The sequence below is a fragment of the Halorubrum distributum JCM 13561 genome (genome assembly GCF_000337395.1).
GTDB lineage: Archaea > Halobacteriota > Halobacteria > Halobacteriales > Haloferacaceae > Halorubrum > Halorubrum distributum.
Genome location: NZ_AOJF01000001.1, coordinates 50548 through 69689, shown reverse-complemented (window position 1 = coordinate 69689; position 19142 = coordinate 50548). Strand labels below are relative to the sequence as shown.

Annotated in this window: 12 protein-coding genes; 1 reads left to right on the top strand and 11 read right to left on the bottom strand. The window is 57.2% G+C overall.

Annotation, left to right across the window (positions count from 1 at the left end; translation table 11 throughout):
* Positions 1–42 precede the first annotated feature (42 nt).
* From C470_RS00270 to C470_RS15150, 10 genes are all read right to left on the bottom strand, one after another.
* The gene (locus tag C470_RS00270; RefSeq protein ID WP_008364378.1) at positions 43–3678 is read right to left on the bottom strand and encodes a UvrD-helicase domain-containing protein; all 3636 of its coding nucleotides are present in this window, start codon (positions 3676–3678) and stop codon (positions 43–45) included.
* Positions 3671–6727 carry a PD-(D/E)XK nuclease family protein gene (locus C470_RS00265; RefSeq protein WP_008364375.1) on the bottom strand — a complete coding sequence of 1019 codons (3057 nt, stop codon included), beginning with the start codon at positions 6725–6727 and terminating at the stop codon, positions 3671–3673. Before C470_RS00265 ends, C470_RS00270 begins: the two co-directional genes overlap by 8 nt.
* A 239-nt stretch (positions 6728–6966) precedes the next feature.
* Complete coding sequence (locus C470_RS16445) at positions 6967–7239, bottom strand: hypothetical protein (RefSeq protein ID WP_082226617.1); 273 nt, start codon at positions 7237–7239, stop codon at positions 6967–6969.
* Between the two features lie 159 nt (positions 7240–7398).
* Positions 7399–7947, bottom strand: coding sequence for a TATA-box-binding protein (locus C470_RS00255; RefSeq protein WP_049908458.1), 549 nt, complete (start codon positions 7945–7947; stop codon positions 7399–7401).
* Positions 7944–10913 (bottom strand): DEAD/DEAH box helicase, encoded by a 2970-nt coding sequence (locus C470_RS00250; RefSeq protein WP_008364369.1) that lies wholly within the window; start codon positions 10911–10913, stop codon positions 7944–7946. Before C470_RS00250 ends, C470_RS00255 begins: the two co-directional genes overlap by 4 nt.
* Positions 10906–15207, bottom strand: coding sequence for an Eco57I restriction-modification methylase domain-containing protein (locus C470_RS00245; protein ID WP_008364367.1), 4302 nt, complete (start codon positions 15205–15207; stop codon positions 10906–10908). The genes C470_RS00250 and C470_RS00245 overlap by 8 nt, the downstream gene beginning before the upstream one ends.
* Before the next feature lie 3 nt (positions 15208–15210).
* On the bottom strand, positions 15211–15402 hold the full coding sequence (locus C470_RS00240; RefSeq protein WP_049908457.1) for a hypothetical protein: 192 nt from the start codon (positions 15400–15402) through the stop codon (positions 15211–15213).
* A 91-nt stretch (positions 15403–15493) separates the two neighbouring features.
* Positions 15494–15715 (bottom strand): hypothetical protein, encoded by a 222-nt coding sequence (locus C470_RS15155; RefSeq protein WP_082226615.1) that lies wholly within the window; start codon positions 15713–15715, stop codon positions 15494–15496.
* Between the two features lie 7 nt (positions 15716–15722).
* Positions 15723–16430: a RipA family octameric membrane protein gene (locus C470_RS15495; protein WP_152418615.1), complete on the bottom strand. Its 708-nt coding sequence runs from the start codon at positions 16428–16430 to the stop codon at positions 15723–15725.
* A 53-nt stretch (positions 16431–16483) separates the two neighbouring features.
* Entirely contained in the window at positions 16484–17425 is a 942-nt protein-coding gene (locus tag C470_RS15150) for a TIR domain-containing protein (protein ID WP_082226613.1), read from the bottom strand.
* A 128-nt stretch (positions 17426–17553) separates the two neighbouring features.
* Between C470_RS15150 and C470_RS15145 the strand changes: the two genes are divergently transcribed.
* A complete protein-coding gene (locus tag C470_RS15145; RefSeq protein WP_082226611.1) occupies positions 17554–17991 on the top strand; it encodes a TIR domain-containing protein in 438 nt (145 codons plus the stop codon).
* A 21-nt stretch (positions 17992–18012) separates the two neighbouring features.
* On the opposite strand, the gene C470_RS15140 is transcribed toward C470_RS15145, so the two are convergent.
* Positions 18013–19068 (bottom strand): GNAT family N-acetyltransferase, encoded by a 1056-nt coding sequence (locus C470_RS15140; protein ID WP_082226608.1) that lies wholly within the window; start codon positions 19066–19068, stop codon positions 18013–18015.
* Positions 19069–19142: the final 74 nt, after the last annotated feature.

Below are 19142 nucleotides of genomic sequence, written 5' to 3'. Positions count from 1 at the left end.
CCTGACCTATCGCAAGGTGGGTGAATTGGCGAAAACAGAGGCTTAATCCACCAAATCCACCATTGAGCGTAGTTCAGATTCCATCTCCGTCATCTGATCCGACTCCCAATGGAACCGCTCCTCTATCCCCTCGTCAGTAAACCGGAGTGAAGCTCGCACGTCACGATTCCGGTCATGTTGGAGGAGAGCGAGAGCGTACGCGAGCATCTGCGGTCGATAGTGTTCCGCGAGCTCATCCGATGTCGTAGCTGAAAGCTCGTTGGTCTTGTAGTCGATTATGTGGAATGCGTCTGGCGTGACGAGCAGCCGGTCGATATCACCGACAATCCGCGACTCATCGATTCGAGCGACAACAGAGTACTCGTCGTAAACCTCCTGAGGCTGAGTATCAGACTCGATGTGATCAACAAATTCGACTGCATCAGAAGCGTGGTTGACAGCATCACGGAGGTCCGATTCTGTCGGCTCCTCACCAGCCATCTGGCTCAAACGACGGATCAGGGTGGTCCACTCGTCTCTCGGTGGACGAAGTTCGTTGATCCGGTGGACGACCGTCCCAAACGTCGTTGGACTCAGGCCGGCCGATTCCTCATGCTGAGAGTAACTGTGACCGTCTGGAGACGCATCCGCCACCGCATTCACGAGGGTCGTCGCCGCGATCCGTTTCGCCGGCGCTAACGACGGCGGTGAGGGAATCGATATCTCCGGCGCTGAATCGACAGCGTCGTCGTCGGTGTACCAGTCTACTGGGCGCGGCAGCCTGTGAACAGTATAGCTGGCTCCATCTATCTCACCACGAGCCTGTCCGTCACGAACCGCCTCGGCGACGAGTGCTCCGTCGAGGAGGGCTGGCTGTAACCAGTCGCGCCACCGGTCTGCGTCGTCGAAGGCTGCAGGCTCGCCGAGTTCGATTGTACCAGACTCGTCGACATCGATATCGTGCGTGCCGCAGAGAAGGAGGTGATCGCGCGTTCGTGTACACGCTACGTAGAGGAGGCGTTTCGACTCCGCCCGCTCCTGTGGACGCGACCGTCGGTCGGCGTACTCGTGGACGGCCGTCTTCTCGATGGAGAACGCATCGCCCGGATTCGGCCCGCCGACTGCCGGCACCGGCGGCGCGTCATCAGTTCCGTCCACGAGTCGAACGTACCCATGGTCGTCGACGGAGCGACCGAAGTTGAGGTCACTCCCGAGATCGGGGACGGTGACGATCGGGAACTCGAGTCCCTTCGCTGAATGGATCGTCATAATCCGGACGCCCTCGGCGTCACCGGGAATATCTGCCTCCCCCTCACGAGGGTCGATCTCGGCTTGGCGGTCGATCCGGTGGAGCAACCCGGCAGCTGTGTGAACACCGTTCTCGCTCCAAGTACGGACCTGGTCGCGGAACTTCTCGACGTTCGCGACGGCCTGTCGACCGCGTTCGTCAGCACTCACACTCGCCAGATACCCCGTGTCGTCGATCACTCGGGACAGCAGGCGGTTCCACGGGAGGACGCCATCTTCGGACGGCGTCGCACAGCCGCTGAGGGTCCGCCACGTTGTGAGGAGGCCGAACGCGTCCGCGAGCTGTGGATCGTCCGTCTCGGCGAGTGCGTCCCATACTGAGTCGGCCTCTGCGACAGCCGGTGCGAGGCGATCATCCGCGAATCCGAACAGCGGCGACCGAAGCACCCCGTAGAGGGAGACGTCGTCCTGTGGATCACCGAGTACTCGAAGCAGGTTCGTGAGCGCCTGGACCTCAGGCGTATCGTAGAACCCCACGCCACCGACGACAGTATAGGGAATGTTGTACTCCTCGAGGGCCCGCTGATACCGGTCCAGATGAGTTCGCCGGCGCAGGAGGATAGCCGTGTCGTCGGGAGTAGCGTCACGATGGGCACCTGTATCGGGGTCTTGGACTGTCGGCGGATCGTCGAACAGGTGGGTCAGTCGAGCAGCGAGCGCTTGCGCCTCGGCCTCGATAGTGTGGTCCAGCGCACCTTCGGCGACCGGATGGTCGTCGCCGAAGAGCTCCGCTGCCGTATCGGCGTCGTCGGGCACAGCGAGATACTCAACGCTCCCGGTCAGACCCTCGATGTCCTCAACACGGTCGCGCTGCGTACTCAGTCCCTGAGGTGGCGCTTCATAGGGTTCGTGGCGGTCGCCCTCCGGCTGGAACAGGTACTCGAAGAGCTCGTTCAGGAACGATAGCGGCTCGACCAGCGTCCGGAAGTTCCCGGAGAGTTCGAGGGCGGTCGGACTCTCGGCATCGCTGTCGGGAACGTCGCCAACTCCACGAGCCTCGTTGACTGTCTGGAGTTCTCTGCGCGCATCCCCGAACGTCGTCACGTCGGCCCCACGGAATCCGTAGATGCTCTGTTTCTCGTCGCCGACCAGGAAGACGTTCGACGCCGCCTGCTCGTCAACGCCCGTGAGGAGCTTGACCAACTTCCACTGACGCGGGTCCGTGTCCTGAAACTCGTCGACCATCACGGCCGCAAACTGCTCTCGAAGCCGCTCCGTGACGGCATCGTTGGCTCGCAGGAACTCAAGGGTCGTCTCGATCACGTCGGGAAAGTCGAGCGTATCGCGGTGCTCCTTCTCGTCGGTGTAGGTTGCGAGGACGTCGTCGAAGACCCGCATCAGAGCCAACGCGTAGTGAGCGCTATTCGCTTCCAGTTCCCCCGGCGTCGTCTCGACCGCATCCGCGTGCGGTTCGACGGCCGCGATGACCGCGTCGATGGCGTCCTTCAGGTCGTCATAGACGTCACCGTACTCACCCCAATCGTCCCGGTCACCGACGACGTACCCCGAACTGCTGTACAGGCCGCCGTTCTTCTTCTCACAGACCTCGTACAGCTCGAGAATTGCCCGCTGACAGTCGCGAGGATCGCTTTCCTCGGGGTCGTCCGAGAGTGTCGTCGCGACCTCAGAGAAGGTCCGGTAGGCCCGAAGACCGTCTTCGTCGGCGATAGCGCCCTCGCGGTCGACACGGTCCGCAACCGTACGTAGCTGGTCAAGGAGCCCGTCCGCATACAGCGTCTGTCGGGCGGCGGCGACGTCGAGATCACAAACGACCTCCCAGCAGATATCGACGTAGTCGGCGACCTCGGCATCACGCCACTCATCGAGGACGGCCTCGCTCTGCGGGCGCTCATCGAGTAATCCAGCGAGTACATCGACCAGCTGGTCGCGACCCCAGAGCTGCGCGAGGAGCGCGACGTCATCATCGTCCTGGTGGCGTTCGAGGAACTCCGTCACGACTTCGCGTTGGAGTGTCGTAGCACCGTCTTCGTCGAGCACGTCGAAGCCGAGCGGGACCGGAGCCTCGACGGCTCGTTCTCGTAGGAGCCGGGTACAGAACGCATGAATGGTGTGGACATAGCCGTCTTCCAGGTCGTCAAGAACGTTTCGCCAGCGGTGGTAGGCCTCTGGTGAGTCAACAGCCTCGAGCCGGTCGTACACCTCCTCTCGAACGCGCTCGGTCAGTTCGGCAGCAGCCTTTCGCGTGAAGGTGATCGTGACGATGTTCTCCGGCGTGAGCGATGGGTTTTCGGCCAATATCGTCACGTACCGCTCGGTGAGCGTTGTCGTCTTCCCCGTCCCAGCACCGGCAGTGATCGCGACATTCCGGCCCTGGACGAGCGCGTCCTCCTGTTCCTCTGTGAGCTGAATCTCCTCGGGGTCCTCAGTCATCGCTCATCACCGCCTCGATGTCCTCGTCGTCGCGAACACGTAGCGGAACGTACGCAGCGTCGTCCTCGTGAACCTCGTCAACAAACTCCCGCTTGCGGTGATGGCGGACATCGCAGGCCCGACGGTAGTCACAGTATCGGCAGTTCGCTCCGCTGGCCGACAGAAGCGTCGTGTGGAACCGTCCGTTGCCGATCGCCTCGTCGATCTGGCCCAACCACTCCGGAACGACATCGTTCAGGAACCGGCGGAGTTCGACCTCTGAATCGAACTTCGATTCGACGCCGCGTGGAACCTTGAGGTCGTTTGGCGGTCGCACCTGATAGTACGTCGCCGAGAGCGAGCCCTGTTCGAAGAGATCACCGTCGACGACCTCGGCGGCAGCGAGCAGATAGATGGGGAGTTGGAACTTCGTGCCGCCGGTCGTCTTCGTCATATACGGTGCTCGCCCAGTCTTGTAGTCGTAGAGTGTAAGCGTCGGTTGCTCGCCGTCCCGGCTCACGTCGACGCGGTCGATGTATCCACGAATCGAGACGGTCGAACCATCCGGTCGCTCCACCGTGAACGGACCACCATCCGAGTCGGGAAGCCCCTCGCCGAACGGGGCCTCGAACAAGTGTGGGCGGGCGGCGCCGTCCCGCGAGAGTTCGTTGTCGAGGAAGGTAGCGAACAACCCCTGTTCCGGTGCATCGTGGGGTTTGCTCCCGGCCTCGTACGGGGCGCTCTCGCGCTCCCCCAGGCCCGCAAAGAGCTCCACCTTCCACCGCTCGTAGAACAGGCCATCGTACTCGAAGTCAGCACCCCGGAGTTCCTCGACGGCGATCTCGCGAAGGTGTGTCGCCAGGTCCTCGCGGTCGAAGTCCGTGAGATCGACACCGTCCCCGGTCTCGTCCTGTATATCCGCGAAGAACCGTTCGAGGACGTCGTGGACGTACGATCCGGTTTCGAGGGGCGTAGGGACGACCTCGACGTCATCCGGATCCTCGATTCCGAGCACTTCGTCAGCGTAGAACTTGAACCCACACTCGACGTATCGCTCGATTCGACTCGCGCTGTAGGGTTCCCGCGCCGACGGAGGGTATACCTCATCGACCGTCTCGGGTTCTAAAACGCCGTCGTGTTCGGAGAGGCCAGTCGTTCCCCTGTTGTCCGCACAGTGGAGTCCCCGATCCGTGCGCTTGGTCTGCTCGGGGGAGAGATCACCTCGGTCGCCGGCGCGGCTGACTGCCGCACGCCGGTCGGCCGTTGCAGCGACATGCCGCTGTAGGTCCTCGCGGGAGCCCACGCGGTCGTCGACGCCGTCTTCGGGTTCGATGCCGGTCACGCGCTGGAGTTCGTCGAGCACCGGCGACCGGACGACGGCGGATTCGTCGTCGCCCGTCTCTGGTGTGGTGATCGTGAGTTCGTCGACGTTCGCGAGGAGCGTCGCGAAGAGATAGCGGCCACGGAGGCGCTCGTCGCCGGTGTCGAACCGGGGGTGGGCGTCGGTCATTTCCTCGAAGAAGGCCGGGCGTTCCGGCGTCACCGGGAAGTGCTCGCTCGTCAGGCCCACGAGAAACACCTTCTCGAACGAGCGCATCCGAGCGTCGAGCAACCCCATAACTTCGACGTGGCCGCCGGCAGCGCGCTGCGGAATCCGGATCGGCACACCATCGAACGCACGGGTGAACAGTGCCAACGGGGAGAGTTCGCTATTGACCGCCGCCAGCGACTCGAACGAGGAGAGGACCTCGTCTACGAGGTCGTAGGCTCGCTGTTCGACGGCTTGCTCGGCGCCGCTGGCGTAGTCCTCTGTCGCCGCCTCCAGGTCGAACCGGTCGTCCAACGGTCGTCGGAGCGTCTCGGTTGCGCCCTCGATGTCCTCCGTTCGGAGCGTCTCTAGCGTGGCCAGCAGCTCCTCGATTAGGGCCGCCGCCTCGCCGTCGACGTCATCGAGCAGGGGTGACACAGAAACCGTGTCACGCCGGCGAGCAGCTGCCGTGACAGCGTTGGCTTGGTCGGTGTCGACGACGTCAACCAGTGGATTTGCTAACAGGGACGTGAGGTCCTCGGCCCGCGGATCCGGTTCGGCGAGGTTCAGGAGATCGTGGACGACACTCCCGGTGAACGTCCGGTTCAGCTGTGAGGCGGCGGTCGTGACGTGCGGGATGTCGAACGTATCGAACGTGTCCTCGACGTACCCCGAATAGGCCTCGGTCCCGGGGACGACGACGGCCAAGTCGTCGGGGTCGCGACCATTGGCCAACTCAGTCCGGAGCTCGCGAGCGACGAAGCGAATCTCGCGCTCGGGCGTCGGGAGTTCACGCCATCCCAGAGCGTCTGGAGAAGGGACGGTGTCGGGGTCCGGGCGATAGAGCGCTTCCGTGATCGTTCCGAAGGCCCGCCCTGACTCGTCGACGGGCTCGAGTTCTACTGTCTCAAAGTCAAGTGCTTCGTAGACCTCTAAGGCGTCCTCCGCAACGGCGTCGACTCCGCTCCGGCCATCTTGGTGGAGCGGCAGCAGCGCGATCATTGGAAGTTCGTCGACGAGGCGTTCGATGAGGCGTCGTTCGACAGGACGGAACTCGTGATACCCGGAGAGGACGACGACATCCAGTTCCGGGGAGAGCGTCGATAATGACTGGTCCGCCGTCGCGACGGCGTCGAACATCTCTCCTCGGGTACAGACCCACTCATCAACGTAGTCAGCATGGAGGTCCTGGTAGTGGCGGTACGCGTCGACAGTAGCTGCCGCGATACGATCATCGAGGGCTGAGCCCTCGAACTCCGCCGCCAGTGCGTCGGCGGTCCCGACACCGGCGTCATCGAAGAGTGAGAAACGACTACTGAACGAATCCGCGAGAGCGGCCGAGGCCGGTTCGCCGGCGAGAGCGCCATCTGTTTGAGCTGTCGTTCTGTCAAGCGCATACTCCGCCAGCCGGCGGTTCAGCTGCCCGGAGAGGGGTTGAACCGGACCGTGGAGCTCCTCATACCACTCCCGAACGACCGCATCGAGCGTCTCGGCACGAAGACGGAGGGGTGCGTGGGACGCGGCCCAGCGATCCTCGACCATACCCCGGCGAGCGTCGTTCCGCGTTATGTAGAGAATACTCCCCAGCGAATCGGTGGCGATGTCATCAGCCCGCTGAAATGCCCGTCGTTCCAATCGGGCGTGTTTCGGACCGGTGAGAAGCGTTGAATCCATCGAACACTCCCTACCAAGATATCGGTCTCACTTCACTCTTGGCGAGACTGACAGCTTAGGAGTGGCTTACCGAGAGGGACCAAAATAAAGCAGAGAGGACTGAGAACTCAGCCGACGGTCGCTAGCACTCGGACATCTGTGTCCGAGTGTCGTTCGCGCTGAGTTCGAGCACCCCGTTCTTGCAGGAAGTTCTCGATTTCATCGGCCAGCGTATCAGCGTCCTCTCTCTCGACATGAACGATCAGCGTTGGCCGGTCTGGATCGTTATTGTCGATGACAAGCGATACGTCTTTGAATTCGTCCGGCTGTCTGTACGCCTCGAATTCCTCGGCGACCTGGTCAGCCAGGTCATCGAGAATATCCGCTGGGTCTGAGGTCATATTTGGATGAGGGGCGCTTTGAAGACGATCACACCTGACGGGCTTGGAGAGAATTCTATCGACTACTACCACCTCCGACAACCAGTTCGACAAGCAGGTGTTCAGAAGCGTCGTTTTACGAACCACGAGAGACGTTTTTTCGCATAGAATGCAGAGATGTTACTGTTCGAGGTAGGTCGTCACCTGTTTCTGAAGATGCTTGAACGCATCCTCGGCAGTGTCCACGTCAGAAGCCCCTGTGATGACTATTTTCCCGTTGGCAAAAACCAAGAGAACGGCCGGGTGGTCAGCGGGCCGATAGATGAGACCGGGGAACTGTTCTGGCTCATATTCCACGGATTCCAAGCCCAACGCGATAGAGAGTGTATTCAGATCGACCGGGTCGTCCAGCTGTGCCGTACAGACAACGTTCTGTACCGTGAATCCGGTTTCAGTCTCTGCATCTACGATGTCCAACTCGGACAGTGTTGTGAGGAACGCGTCGTTCGTCTCGTACAACTGTTCGAACGTAGAGCACCCACTGATGATGTATTTCCCACTCCGATAAACCGTGATGAGCGGACCACCCTCAACAAGCCGAAGATAGAGACCATGGTAGTTCGAAGGGTCGTATTCGGTGTATGGCAGATCCAAATCGGACTCGACCTCGGCGACGTCGAGTTCCACACCCAAATCTCCCGACCCGACAGCGTTCGCAATAGATATCATTCGTCCTTTGCCTCTGTAGGAGAGACGACGTACGCCGCTGTTACTAATTCCGGTTCTTGGGGAGTAACGTGCTTCTCTTCCTCAAGCCTGGATAGCTCCTCTTCACGTTCTCGTCGTAGACTCTCGAGCTTCTGCTTCGCGTTCCCAATCGGCGCGGACATATCCGCACCCTGCTCAGCCCGCCGTTGGTACTGCTCTAACCGCTCCTCCCACTCTTCGATTTGCTCTTCGAAGTATCGCTCAGCGTGCTCACGTTTGATTTCGATCTCCCGTTCTCGTTCGGTTCGGGCCTCTTCAGCAAACGACTCAACGTGCGTCCACGCCTCCATCTCTGCGGCCTCGCAGAGGTCCTCAGCCATACTCGAGAGCCGATCAACCTCGTGCGACAACGAGACGTCACTGGGAGCGACCGTCTTCGAGAGTTCAGGAACATCCGTCGTTACACTGCCATCCGGGCGAGCGTAGAGGCGAACGAACTTCTCAGTCACCACGTCGCCGGCACCGGAGACGTAGCCAAGTCGGTAATTGAACAGGATTCCAGGCGTTCGAGACGCCGTCGCAGCGACCTTCGTCGCAATTTCACCCTGGATCCGGTCGCTGTCCAAGCAGAATTCGATGAGCGACTCGACGAGAGGATGGTCAAGCGAGATGAACTCGACATCATCCTCCTCCATCGCGATATCCTTGGTGAACGTGGCCCGTGGGTACTGTCGTGCTACCTGATTTCCACTCAGGACGTCAGGGACATCCAACTGGAACACGTCCCCTTCCATCCTGGCCGGCCCCGGTCGAACGCCCTTGATAGAGCCGCCGAATTCGTCGAAGAACACTCGCACGAGCGTCTCGATATCGTCCTCGGACACCTCGCCGTGTTGACTGCGTTCGATCACGTCGAGAATCTCATCGTCTTCGCCGGAGAGGTCGAAGCGGTCGCGAATCAGGAACTCGTTTTCGACGGTCTGAATCGCTTCGCGTTTCTCCTCGATGGTCGCCTCGATATCGGCGACGACACGTTCAGTCGGCTCCCCTTCAGCGATAGCCGCCATTATCGTCTCGTCCAAGTCGACATCCTCGAGGACGCGACCGAGGACATCTGAGCGCATCCCGAGGTCCGACTCGATCTGGTTCGTCTTCTCGATGAGCAGGTTGAGGATCTCGCTCTCGCGGGTATCGGCAAAGAAGAGATTCCGAATCTCGACCGTGTGCTCCTGGCCGTAGCGGTGGAGCCGCCCCATCCGCTGGTCGATCCTGATGGGATTCCACGGGAGGTCGTAGTTCACCATGATGTGGGCGAACTGGAGGTTGAGCCCTTCCTGGGCGGCGTCGGTCGCGAGCATCAGGTTGGCCTCCTCCTCGAATTTGCTCATCTCTTCCCGTCGACGGGACTGCTCGAGGTCGCCGTACACCTGGGCGACATCATGATCAGCGAAGACCTCGTCACGTAGATACTCCAGCGTGTCCGTGTATTCGGTGAAGATCAGGATTTTCTCGTCGGGGTCCTCTGAGAGAATGCGGTCGACGAACTGCCGGAGCAATCGGGCCTTCGAGTCCGTCTCGATGTTCTTAGCCTGCTGCCAGAGCTGTTTCACGCGGTCCAGCTCCTGCTGGACTTGCGACTGATTGAGCGTAATCGTGACCGTCTCAAGCGCCTCCTCGACCCGAGCGCGTTCTGCGTCGGTGAGCGTCTCGGGTTCGGTACTATACCGCGGAATGAGGTCCTGAACCTCGTCAGGGAGGTCTTCTGCGACGGCGTCGTTCTGAATCGCCCGCATCCGGTTTTCGAGGGACTTCCGGATCGCGTAGATACTCGAGACCAGCCGCTTCTGGTAGATGACCATCGTGAACCCCGCCGCCTGGTTCTCCTCCTGCTGGGCCAGGTTGTAGTACTCGCGGATGTACTCGGTGACGTCGTCGTACAGCTTCCGCTCCTCGCGAGTCATCTCGACCGGGAGTGCCTCGATGTTCTTCTCGGGGAACATTCGGGTCCCGTCGGTCTCGTACATATCGTCCTTCAGCCGGCGGATCATCAGGTCCTCAAGCGCCTCGGGACTGATCTGCGACTCGTGGCTGAAGCGATACGGATCGAGCAGGCTCACGAGGAAGTAGAACTGGTCTGATTTCCCCTTATGCGGGGTCCCGGTGAGCAACAGCAGCGCATCGGAGTTGTCGGCGACGGCCTCACCAACTTGGTATCGCTGTGTCCGCTCGATTGAGTCATCGCTCGACCGTCTGGCCGTAAGGTGATGGGCCTCGTCGAAGACCGCGACGTCCCACTCCTCGTCGAGATTCTGGAGGGCATCGAGGACGGAGACGCGGTCCGACTCGGGGTCGTCGGTGGTCTGCTTCGCGAAGTCGATGGAGGTGATGATGAGGTCCTCTTGCTTCCAGACGTTCTGGCTGGGGTGGGACTTTCGGTGTGTACGAACCGTCTCGCGGTCGTAGATGACGAAGTTGCGGTCGAACTTCTCGCGCATCTCCTCCTGCCACTGGACGGTCAGCGGCGCCGGCGCGACGATGAGCACCCGGTCGGCGCGATCGCGAGCGATGAGCTCTTCGATGACGATGCCGGCTTCGATGGTCTTCCCGAGGCCGACCTCGTCGCCGATGAGGTAGCGGTGGTCGTAGGAGTTGAGGATCTCGTAGGCGGCCTGTACCTGGTACGGTTCGATCTCGATGCGGTTGCTGGTCAGCGAGAGGAATCGATCGTACTTGTAGGCGAGATCCAGCCGGATCGCCCGCTCTCGAAGGTCGTAGTGGAGTGGGGCGTCGGACTGGCCTGCTGCGAGGCGATCGACGAGCGAGTCGAGTTTCTCGATGTGAGGGAGGCCGCTGGGGAGTTTGCGGAGCTGGCCCTCCGCGGTGTAGACGTGGAGGAGATGCCCACCGTTGGGCCGTTGCTCGATTTTCGTGATTTCTCCACGCCCGCCGGCGAACTTGACTTGATCGCCGACCTCGAAGTCAGTCATCCTCTAATGTATTTTCAATCCGTTCGACCGCATCCTCCTCAAACCCATAGAGAGTATAAACAATACGATTTACAAGATTATCTGATTTCTCAATTTTGTCCTTCAGTTCATCAGCTCGTTCCTTAGTCGTAAGATATCGATCTAAGCCATCGGAAATATCAGATAACTCGGGGAGTGTGAGACTTTCGAGCCTATCAACAGGCGAGTTGGTTTTCGTTGCCGTCTCACGGAAGCCAGCGAATCCGTCACCTCTCTCAATGGCCACAGGAACGAATTCCTTGATTAGAGTCGCTTTCTCCTCAGTTAAGCCTACAAATTCCATTGCCGAATAGTAATCAGTCTCTGTGTACCCCCACTGATCGGTTTCATATTCCTCCGGTTCTTCGGGTTTGTACCGTGCAGTAATATCGATCGTAATCTTGGAACCCGACTCCTTGACCCTCACGTCTTCAGCCCTAAGGCTGTCCTGTGTCTCAGTGGTCTCCGAAATGATTGAATCGCTAACTCCAGTCGGAGGTTGATACTCAGCGAGTTCACCTAATTGATCTCCGTCTGAATAGGAGCCAAAGTAGTCTAAAATATTCAGATTCAGCTCATGGTGCTGGTTTTTAAGACGGATTATTTCCTCAACCAGGAAGCCGAGGAAATCATGGGTGGCCCCACTGCTAACTTCAAGCTCATCCGTCAGCACCGGGCATCTCACCTGAGTACTGCCCTCAACGAATTCGTCATACCACTCGTGGCACCGACTCAAAGCAGCCTCATCTGCATCAGTTGAGATCTCTGGGAGAGAGAAGGGATTGAGGTAGTTGGTCTTGAAGGTAAAGTATCCCCCTCGCAGAGTATAGCCCGTGTTACTTAGGAAGAACCAGAGAACGGGGCTGTTCAAGACTGCTAATATGTACTCTGGTGAGAGCTGTGTTGACTCCTGCGTGAGGAGGCCATAAACCTTCGTAGTATGGTAAGTCCCATCAGGATCGTACGTGAAGTTGGGGCCATAGCTGATCTCTGGCGTGACGATCTTTTCTTTCTGGAACTCCGTCAGATTTTTTGGGTAGACATAGTCGTACCACCGATTATGGTCCATTTTGCCACCCTCCCTCCCTCTAAGATCCTCCTCATGTCGCTTGAGGTACTCGTAGGTCCTCGGATACTTCTTTTCCAATTCATCTTCTTCAACAAATTCTGAATTGTCGCCATCGATATGATACGGGAAGATCACCCAGTATCGCGGATTCAGAGGCTCATACCGATGTACGTCCTCTCCTTTAAGAAACGGTTTCAATAGATCGGGTTCAAGATGCCACGTCTCCTCATCAACTTGATCCACTACTTCGATTAGCCCATCATCTGTTGTCTCTCCAGTTTGCTCTAAGAGGTAAATACGGTCTGCGCTTGTCTGTAACCCGACAAATATGTCCGTAGTTTCCTCTAACGTTGGTCCTGCCTGTTCTATAGTATCCAGTACTTCCTTAACTTCCTCAGTACGGAATATCCATGGCTCTTCTGAATAATCTGCGGGTATTTCTCGGTGTTCAACTGACTTGTCTGTAATCAGCTGTTCAGGGTTTGTTTGTGCGTATTGGAAGGTGTCGTTATTCCCCTTCCTCAATAATAGGATACAGGTATAGACGGAAACTTGATCCCATACTTGTTTGTGACCAAACGAAGTGACTTGATAGAGTGCCTGTTCTTCAGAAAGGTAACTTCGAAGGCCCTCACCAAAGTCCCCTTGGAAGAATTTGTGAGGTTCAATATAACCCAATATACCGTCTTCAGAAAGGAGATCGTATCCCTGTTCTGTGAAGTTAACATAAATGTCAAAGTTCCCAGTCGCAGATTCGTAGCGTGATATATAATAATCGGCAACATCAGGATTTGCCTCTCTGATCGTTTGAATCCGCATATACGGCGGGTTCCCGAGAACAGCATCAAACCCAGGATCATCAGCATCTTCCCCATCCGCAGTATAGAATACTTCTGGGTATTCTAACTTCCAATGGAAGTAGTTATCAAGATCTGCCCACTTTTGAGCATCTTGATACCATTGCATTTCAGCGAGCGTGTTCCATTCCTCATCATCTTCCAGTGAAGCTGCCATTCTTTCGTAGGCATCATCTGGAATGTTGTCTAATCCGAAGTCTTCCGCTGTACGGACATTCGCCATAGCCTCAAGCCGCTGTCGAAGCTTATTCCGCTCAAACTCGTCGTACTTGGCCTCCATCTGCTTGACGTCAGCGAGATCCTGGTTCTCGATGGCGATGAAGTCCTGATAGATTCGCATTAGCTGTTCGATGGTCCCCTTCCGGGCCACACCGAAGTCAGCGAGTGTCGCGTTCTGCCCGTCACCACCAGCATCGGACTCCAGTTCCTCAATTTCCTCAATGTCGCTCCCGACCAACGAATTCCCCGTCTTCAGGTGGTGGTCCAGGAACGCGAGCGGCTGTTCAGCTGCGAGCGTCCGAAGCCAGAGGGACACTTTCGCGAGCTCGACGGCCAGCGGGTTTAGGTCAACTCCGTAGATGCAGCGCTGTGCGACCTGCCGACGGGCCCAGTTGATGTCATGCTCTTCGTCGACAGTCTCGATCCCTTGCTGTGCAGCTTGCCGCTCCTGAGCATCGATGATCTCACGAGCGAGGTAGTCAATTGCGCTCGTCAGGAAGTGGCCGCTTCCCATCGCAGGATCGAGGATTTTGAGGTCGAAAATGCGCTCTGCGAATTCCGCTGCAAAGCCACGCTCACCCCGGGCACTCTGTGCCATAAGGTCGTTCCGGATTTCTGTGACCAGGGGCTCCAACGTCTCTTCGACGATGTATTCAACGACGTATTCCGGCGTGTAGTACGATCCCGTAGATTTCCGCTCGCCAGAGCCAGTCGTAAGGTGGACCTCGCCCTCCTCAACGATCACCTTGTCATCCTCGCCGGCGGGCACGTACTCACCGTCCTCCAGCGCGAGCGGTTCGTCGGCGACGTCGAGCTGATACTCGAGAAGCCCTTCGTAAATGCTCCCGAGGTGGCGGACGTCCAGCGATGAGTAGTCGACGAAGATCTTCCCGCCGCCGTTGCCGTTCTGACTCCGGGTGAGCAGTTCGATGACCTCAGCGAGATAGGCATCGCCCACCTGGTGATTCGCGAGGAACCGGGCTTCGACGCTGTCGTCTTCGTCGGGATCGGTTCTGAACAGCCCACCGTTGTACGCCGGGATGTAGAGGTCCTCCTCCGGGATACCGCGCGACTTGCTCCCCTGGTCGATGAGTTTGAACAGCTCGTCCAGTCGGTCCCAGAGGTTGTCTTGCCAGTCGCGATACTTCGGATTCGGGCTGTCGAGTTCTTCAGCGACATCCTGCTTGAGCGTATTCAGACTGTAGGATTCCTCGTAGATCTCGTTGTTCGTATCGAGCAGGTCACGACCCTCACTTTCTGCGTAGAGCACGAAGATGAGCCGGTAGAGGTAGATGAGCGAACTGTCGTGAATGAGGTCGAGATCGTCCTCGGAGAGGTCGTTGTCCGGGTACTGCATGAATCCCTCCGAGAGCACCTTGATCGCCTCGTAGATGTTGTCCTGGAGGTCCTCTCCCAACTCCTGGGCGAAGACATTAGACTCGTCGTAGACTTCATCGAGGAAGCACTCGCCGCTGGAGTCCTCGAGGAATGCGCCGTGCCTGAAGAAGAGGTAGAAGTATTTGAAATCCTCAAGATCGCCTTTTTCGAGGACGGTCGGCAGGTCGATTTCGTAGTAGGAGTCGAGGCGGTGGCTCGTCGGACCGTAGTAGAGCCGCCACTTCTTCCCGTCAGTGAGGACGGCCCACCGCGCCGGCGTCTCCTGCAGGTAGACGTGAATCTGGTAGCTCGGATTCTCGAAGTCCCGCTCGTGTTCCCCGCTCCCGCGGGTATCGAGCGGACGACCCCAGCGCTTGGCGTCCGCGACGGCGACGGCGTCCTTGTAGAAATCGCCACCTTCCTCGCGGCGCTCGAACGCACCGCGTGCGGCGTCCTCGGTCTCGAAGAAGCCATAGTCGGGACGGCGCTGGGTCCGGCTGGTACTCTCTTCGACCTCGAAGGGGATACCCAGTTTCCGGAACATCGGCCGGATAAACTTCTCCTCGAGCTGGGACTCGTTACGCTTGGGAGCCGTACCCTTCTCGCGCTCCCACAGGTCCATGATGTCCGCTTTCGCCTCGCGGAGGTCCTCGTCGCTAAGCTCGTCCCACGCCTCGGTTTCGGGGAGGTGCTCGTCCAGGTAGTAGTTCGAGAACAGGTCGCGATTCGTCCGGTAGGTGAGTGCCGTTTGCATACGTTATAGTGGAGTGACGATGAGGAACTGGTCCGTGTCCTTGCTGTCGATGATAGCGTGAGCGACGTCCTTCGTATCGGCAACGTCGACGTCGACATCGTCGCCGATCCCGGCTTCAAGCATTTCGAGCTCAGAACCCGAGATGTTCACCCGCCCGGAGTTGCCTGAATTCCGGGCGATTGTTTTTCGAGTCATTCGCGATGCTTTGCCCAACTGACCGCCATTATATAGTCTTTACTTAGACTATTCCGTCTCGGTTGATACGATTACCAGCATCGCAGTCACGTCAAGCAGGCCGGAGATCACGCCAGCGCACGTCGACAGTTTCGCCATCATCCAATTCAACGCGAAAGAGATACCCCTCCCGTTCATCATCGGTCACAGCTCCTGCATCGTCAGAAATGATCTCAACAACTGTTCCGCGACGCCCATGGAGTCGATCGTGATCGGGATCCGTCTCATCAGGGATATCAATTCGAACCGAATCACCGGTGTCGAAGCGTCTCATAGTGGTTTCAGCGGGTTTGAATCCTAAAGAAGATGGCTAAGCCGATTAAGAGGACGCCACCAACACCAAAACCAACCATCGATGGGTCCGGTAGTGATGGAATGAACCTCTTCACCTGAGGAGTAAGAATGAACCCGCCGGCATATCCTCCGACGGAGATGTATCCAGCAGCCAATAGGCGGACGAACCACTGTTCCACAATTGTATGCGAGCGGTGATCAGCATCTTCAGCTGGACGAGGATCAACGATTTCTGGGTCGGGTTTCTCTCGCTTCAAGTATCGCCATTCATCGAGATACATGCGAACAGGGAGAACCGATTCGATCTCATTCAAGATAGCATACCGCGCTTTGTTCAGCCGGCGGTATGATTGAAGACTTTGATACCAAAAGTAGCAAATCAGACTACCGAATCCTGATGCGAAGAGAACGATCGCAGCGTTAGTGGTCGTGAGATTGCCGCGGGCGAGGGCAAAGAGACCGGCCAGTATCGAGGTTAAAATCAGACCGAAAAAGCGGTTCATCTGGACTCGCTGATTGGCTGTCTCGATCGCAACCTCCCCGTAATGTATGTACTGCTCCATCAGTCGATTCTTCTCGTCCTCACTTATTAGCCAGCGGTCCAGTTGTAACATCTTCCTCCTCAGATGGCTCAGCAGGGTCCCCTCCGGTGACCTCTTCAGAGTGTTCAGGTTCTGTTTCGGGCGTGTCTCCATCGTCAGTATCGGCGCCATCCTCTGAGAGATCAACCGCCGCTTCGTCGGTTGAATCAGGCATATTCAGCGAGTGCGTCGACAAGCGAGGCCTTTCGCCATCCTACCTGAGTATCTGCGACTTCTTGGATTTTCTCGGGGACCTTCGATTGTCCCTCTGGAATGATTGCGATCACCGGCTTGTCCAGTTCATCGGCGAGTTCCAGCTCCTCCGGGATCCAAGTGCTGTGAGCACCGTACATTCCACTACTTACGACGACAACCGACGCCGTTTTCATCTGGTTCCGGAGTTCAGAGCGAAGGGCAGACTCGGTATCCACGGGCAGGGGGTCAGTTGAAGGGACACTATGATTCTGCCACTTGAGCGACGGAACCTCATCAAGGAAATCAACGATACGCTCGTAGTGTTCGTCATACTCCCACGAGTGGGAGACAAAAACGTTGTACTGCTTGTCCTCAAGTCGAGTTGCAGCGCGTGCTAAGCGAGGGAGTGATTGCCCAGTATTTCCGCCTGAGGAGGAAGAGGACTCTTGAGTCGACGAGCCTGCAGAGGCCAAGGCTTCCAGCCCTTTGTAGGCAGCATATAGGAGCAAAGCACCGCCAGCGATTTTTTGTCCAGACGAGAGCCCCTGCTGGTTCTGAGTGTCGGTAGAACTGCGGCTCAGGGAATCGTCGGTCGGGACAAGGCCCGACTGTTGGTCATTCGGCTCGAAGAGCGACGGTTGAGAGGAACTGAGCTCAGGGAGACTGTTATCCCCAGATTGCGTGACTGTATAAACGGGGCCGAGTTCTCGAACGGTGAACTCCTTTCCGAGATCGTTCCCTTTGTAGGTCGGCAGTAGGCGGTCTCCATCATCGCGATAGAATCCGGTAGGTAGATCGTTAACAGCTGACTTCAGAACGAATCGAACAGCTGATTCGGGGTTTGGACTGCCACGAATATCATCAAACGCAGCCTCCCAGGTGGTTTTCAATGGGGAGGAGGTGTCTTGGCTCATAATCGTATGAACAATCCGTTTTTAAATAGTATAAGTTCTTCCCCCCTGGAATATCGGCAGATTTGGATTCCGCATCAGAGAGGACCATAGTACTAAACGGGTAAGCCGTCAACAATTCGCATATAGTTATGAGCTTCAACAGCAGATCTTCAAGCAACCGTCGGAGCGAATACCGACTGTTCATCTCGCACTCTTGGGAGTACAGCGACGAGTACAATCGGATGGTAGAACTACTTCGCGACTACCCGAATTTCAGTTTCCGGAACTACTCAGTACCGAAGGTGGATGAGATCGATGCTGACACCGAAGAGGAGCTGGAACAGGCGCTCCGGGAAGACCAGATCAAGCCAGCTACGGTCGTAATAATACTCGGGGGAATGTACGTAGCACACAGCAACTGGATCAAGAAAGAAACTATTTTAGCTGAAATCGAGAGCAAGCCTATTCTGGGTGTTACACCGCGCGGAAACGAGCAGATGCCCAATTTCGTTGAAGACCACGCAGATCAGATCGTGGGTTGGCAAGGAAAGAGTGTGGTAGAGGGAATTCGAGACCTGGCTGATTGAGTTGATGAGAGCGTGGATGAACTATTGAGGGAGAGTCTGGCTACCGTCGAGACTATTTCCAACTCCGCGAATCGGGTATAGTTCGATCGCTTCGTACTCACCGTCACCGTCAATATGACTCAGTTTTGAAAACAGAGATCGGCTCTTGTCGTTCGGTTCGTCGATGTAGTAGACACCATCCTCGCAGTACTCCTGGCACCAAGTCTGAATCAATTCCTCAGCAATCCCCCGGCGCCGGTAATGATCCCGGACATACAGCTGTCGAAGAACCTGTATTCCATCCAGCTCTTCCCAAGTGACGTATCCAGCCGCGTCGTCATCTCGAATATAGAGCAATCCCTGGTGGTTCTCAGGGATATATCGGGCAAAAGAAGAACTCGTGTCACCACCATAGCTAGTCATCGCGCCGATGACTCGTTCTGTTTTGTCTATTGGTCGACCATCAGAATACACGAGAAATGAATCTTCGGCACCGATCTCCACGATGTCATCCGGAGTCGAATTCGTGAAGAGCCACTCAGCACTGAACACCTCATCAAGATCGATTCTACGACCCTGATACTCGATACCATATAAGCTCATACAGTTATGGCAGCGAAATTCTGCTGATTCCTCGATTTCGGACATTCCCGGAAAACGCTCAATTGACGGGTCGTCAATCCCTGAGCAATTGCAGTCCTGTCTAAGTTCCTCAAATTTGTCCCCCTTCCCAGATTGACTATACGGAACAAATCCCATCTTCCAATGCTCCTCTAACTTCTCACCGAGTTCCTGAGCGAGTTTTTGAACAACTCTCGCGTCTGTTCCCACAAATGCAACGACAGCATCAAGGAGGTCGTCTACGTGAATAATCGGGTCCTCGGACAACTCATATTCTGTGAGCAATTGCCAGCCATTAGGTGCCCGGTAGATCATCCGAAGATCATCTTCACAGAGAAGGGAAACAGCGACGACCTCAATCCCGTCATCAGCTTCGATATAGAGAGGAATCGTTTGATCAATTTCTTCACGTTGAACAAGAGTTTCGAGCCAAGCATAGTCCCCGAGACCCGCAGGAAGTGGGATATTCAAGCTCATTTCCGTATCAGAAATTGCTCTGTTTCGTTATAAATGATAGGCGACCACCACTATGTAGATATATAAAACCAGCA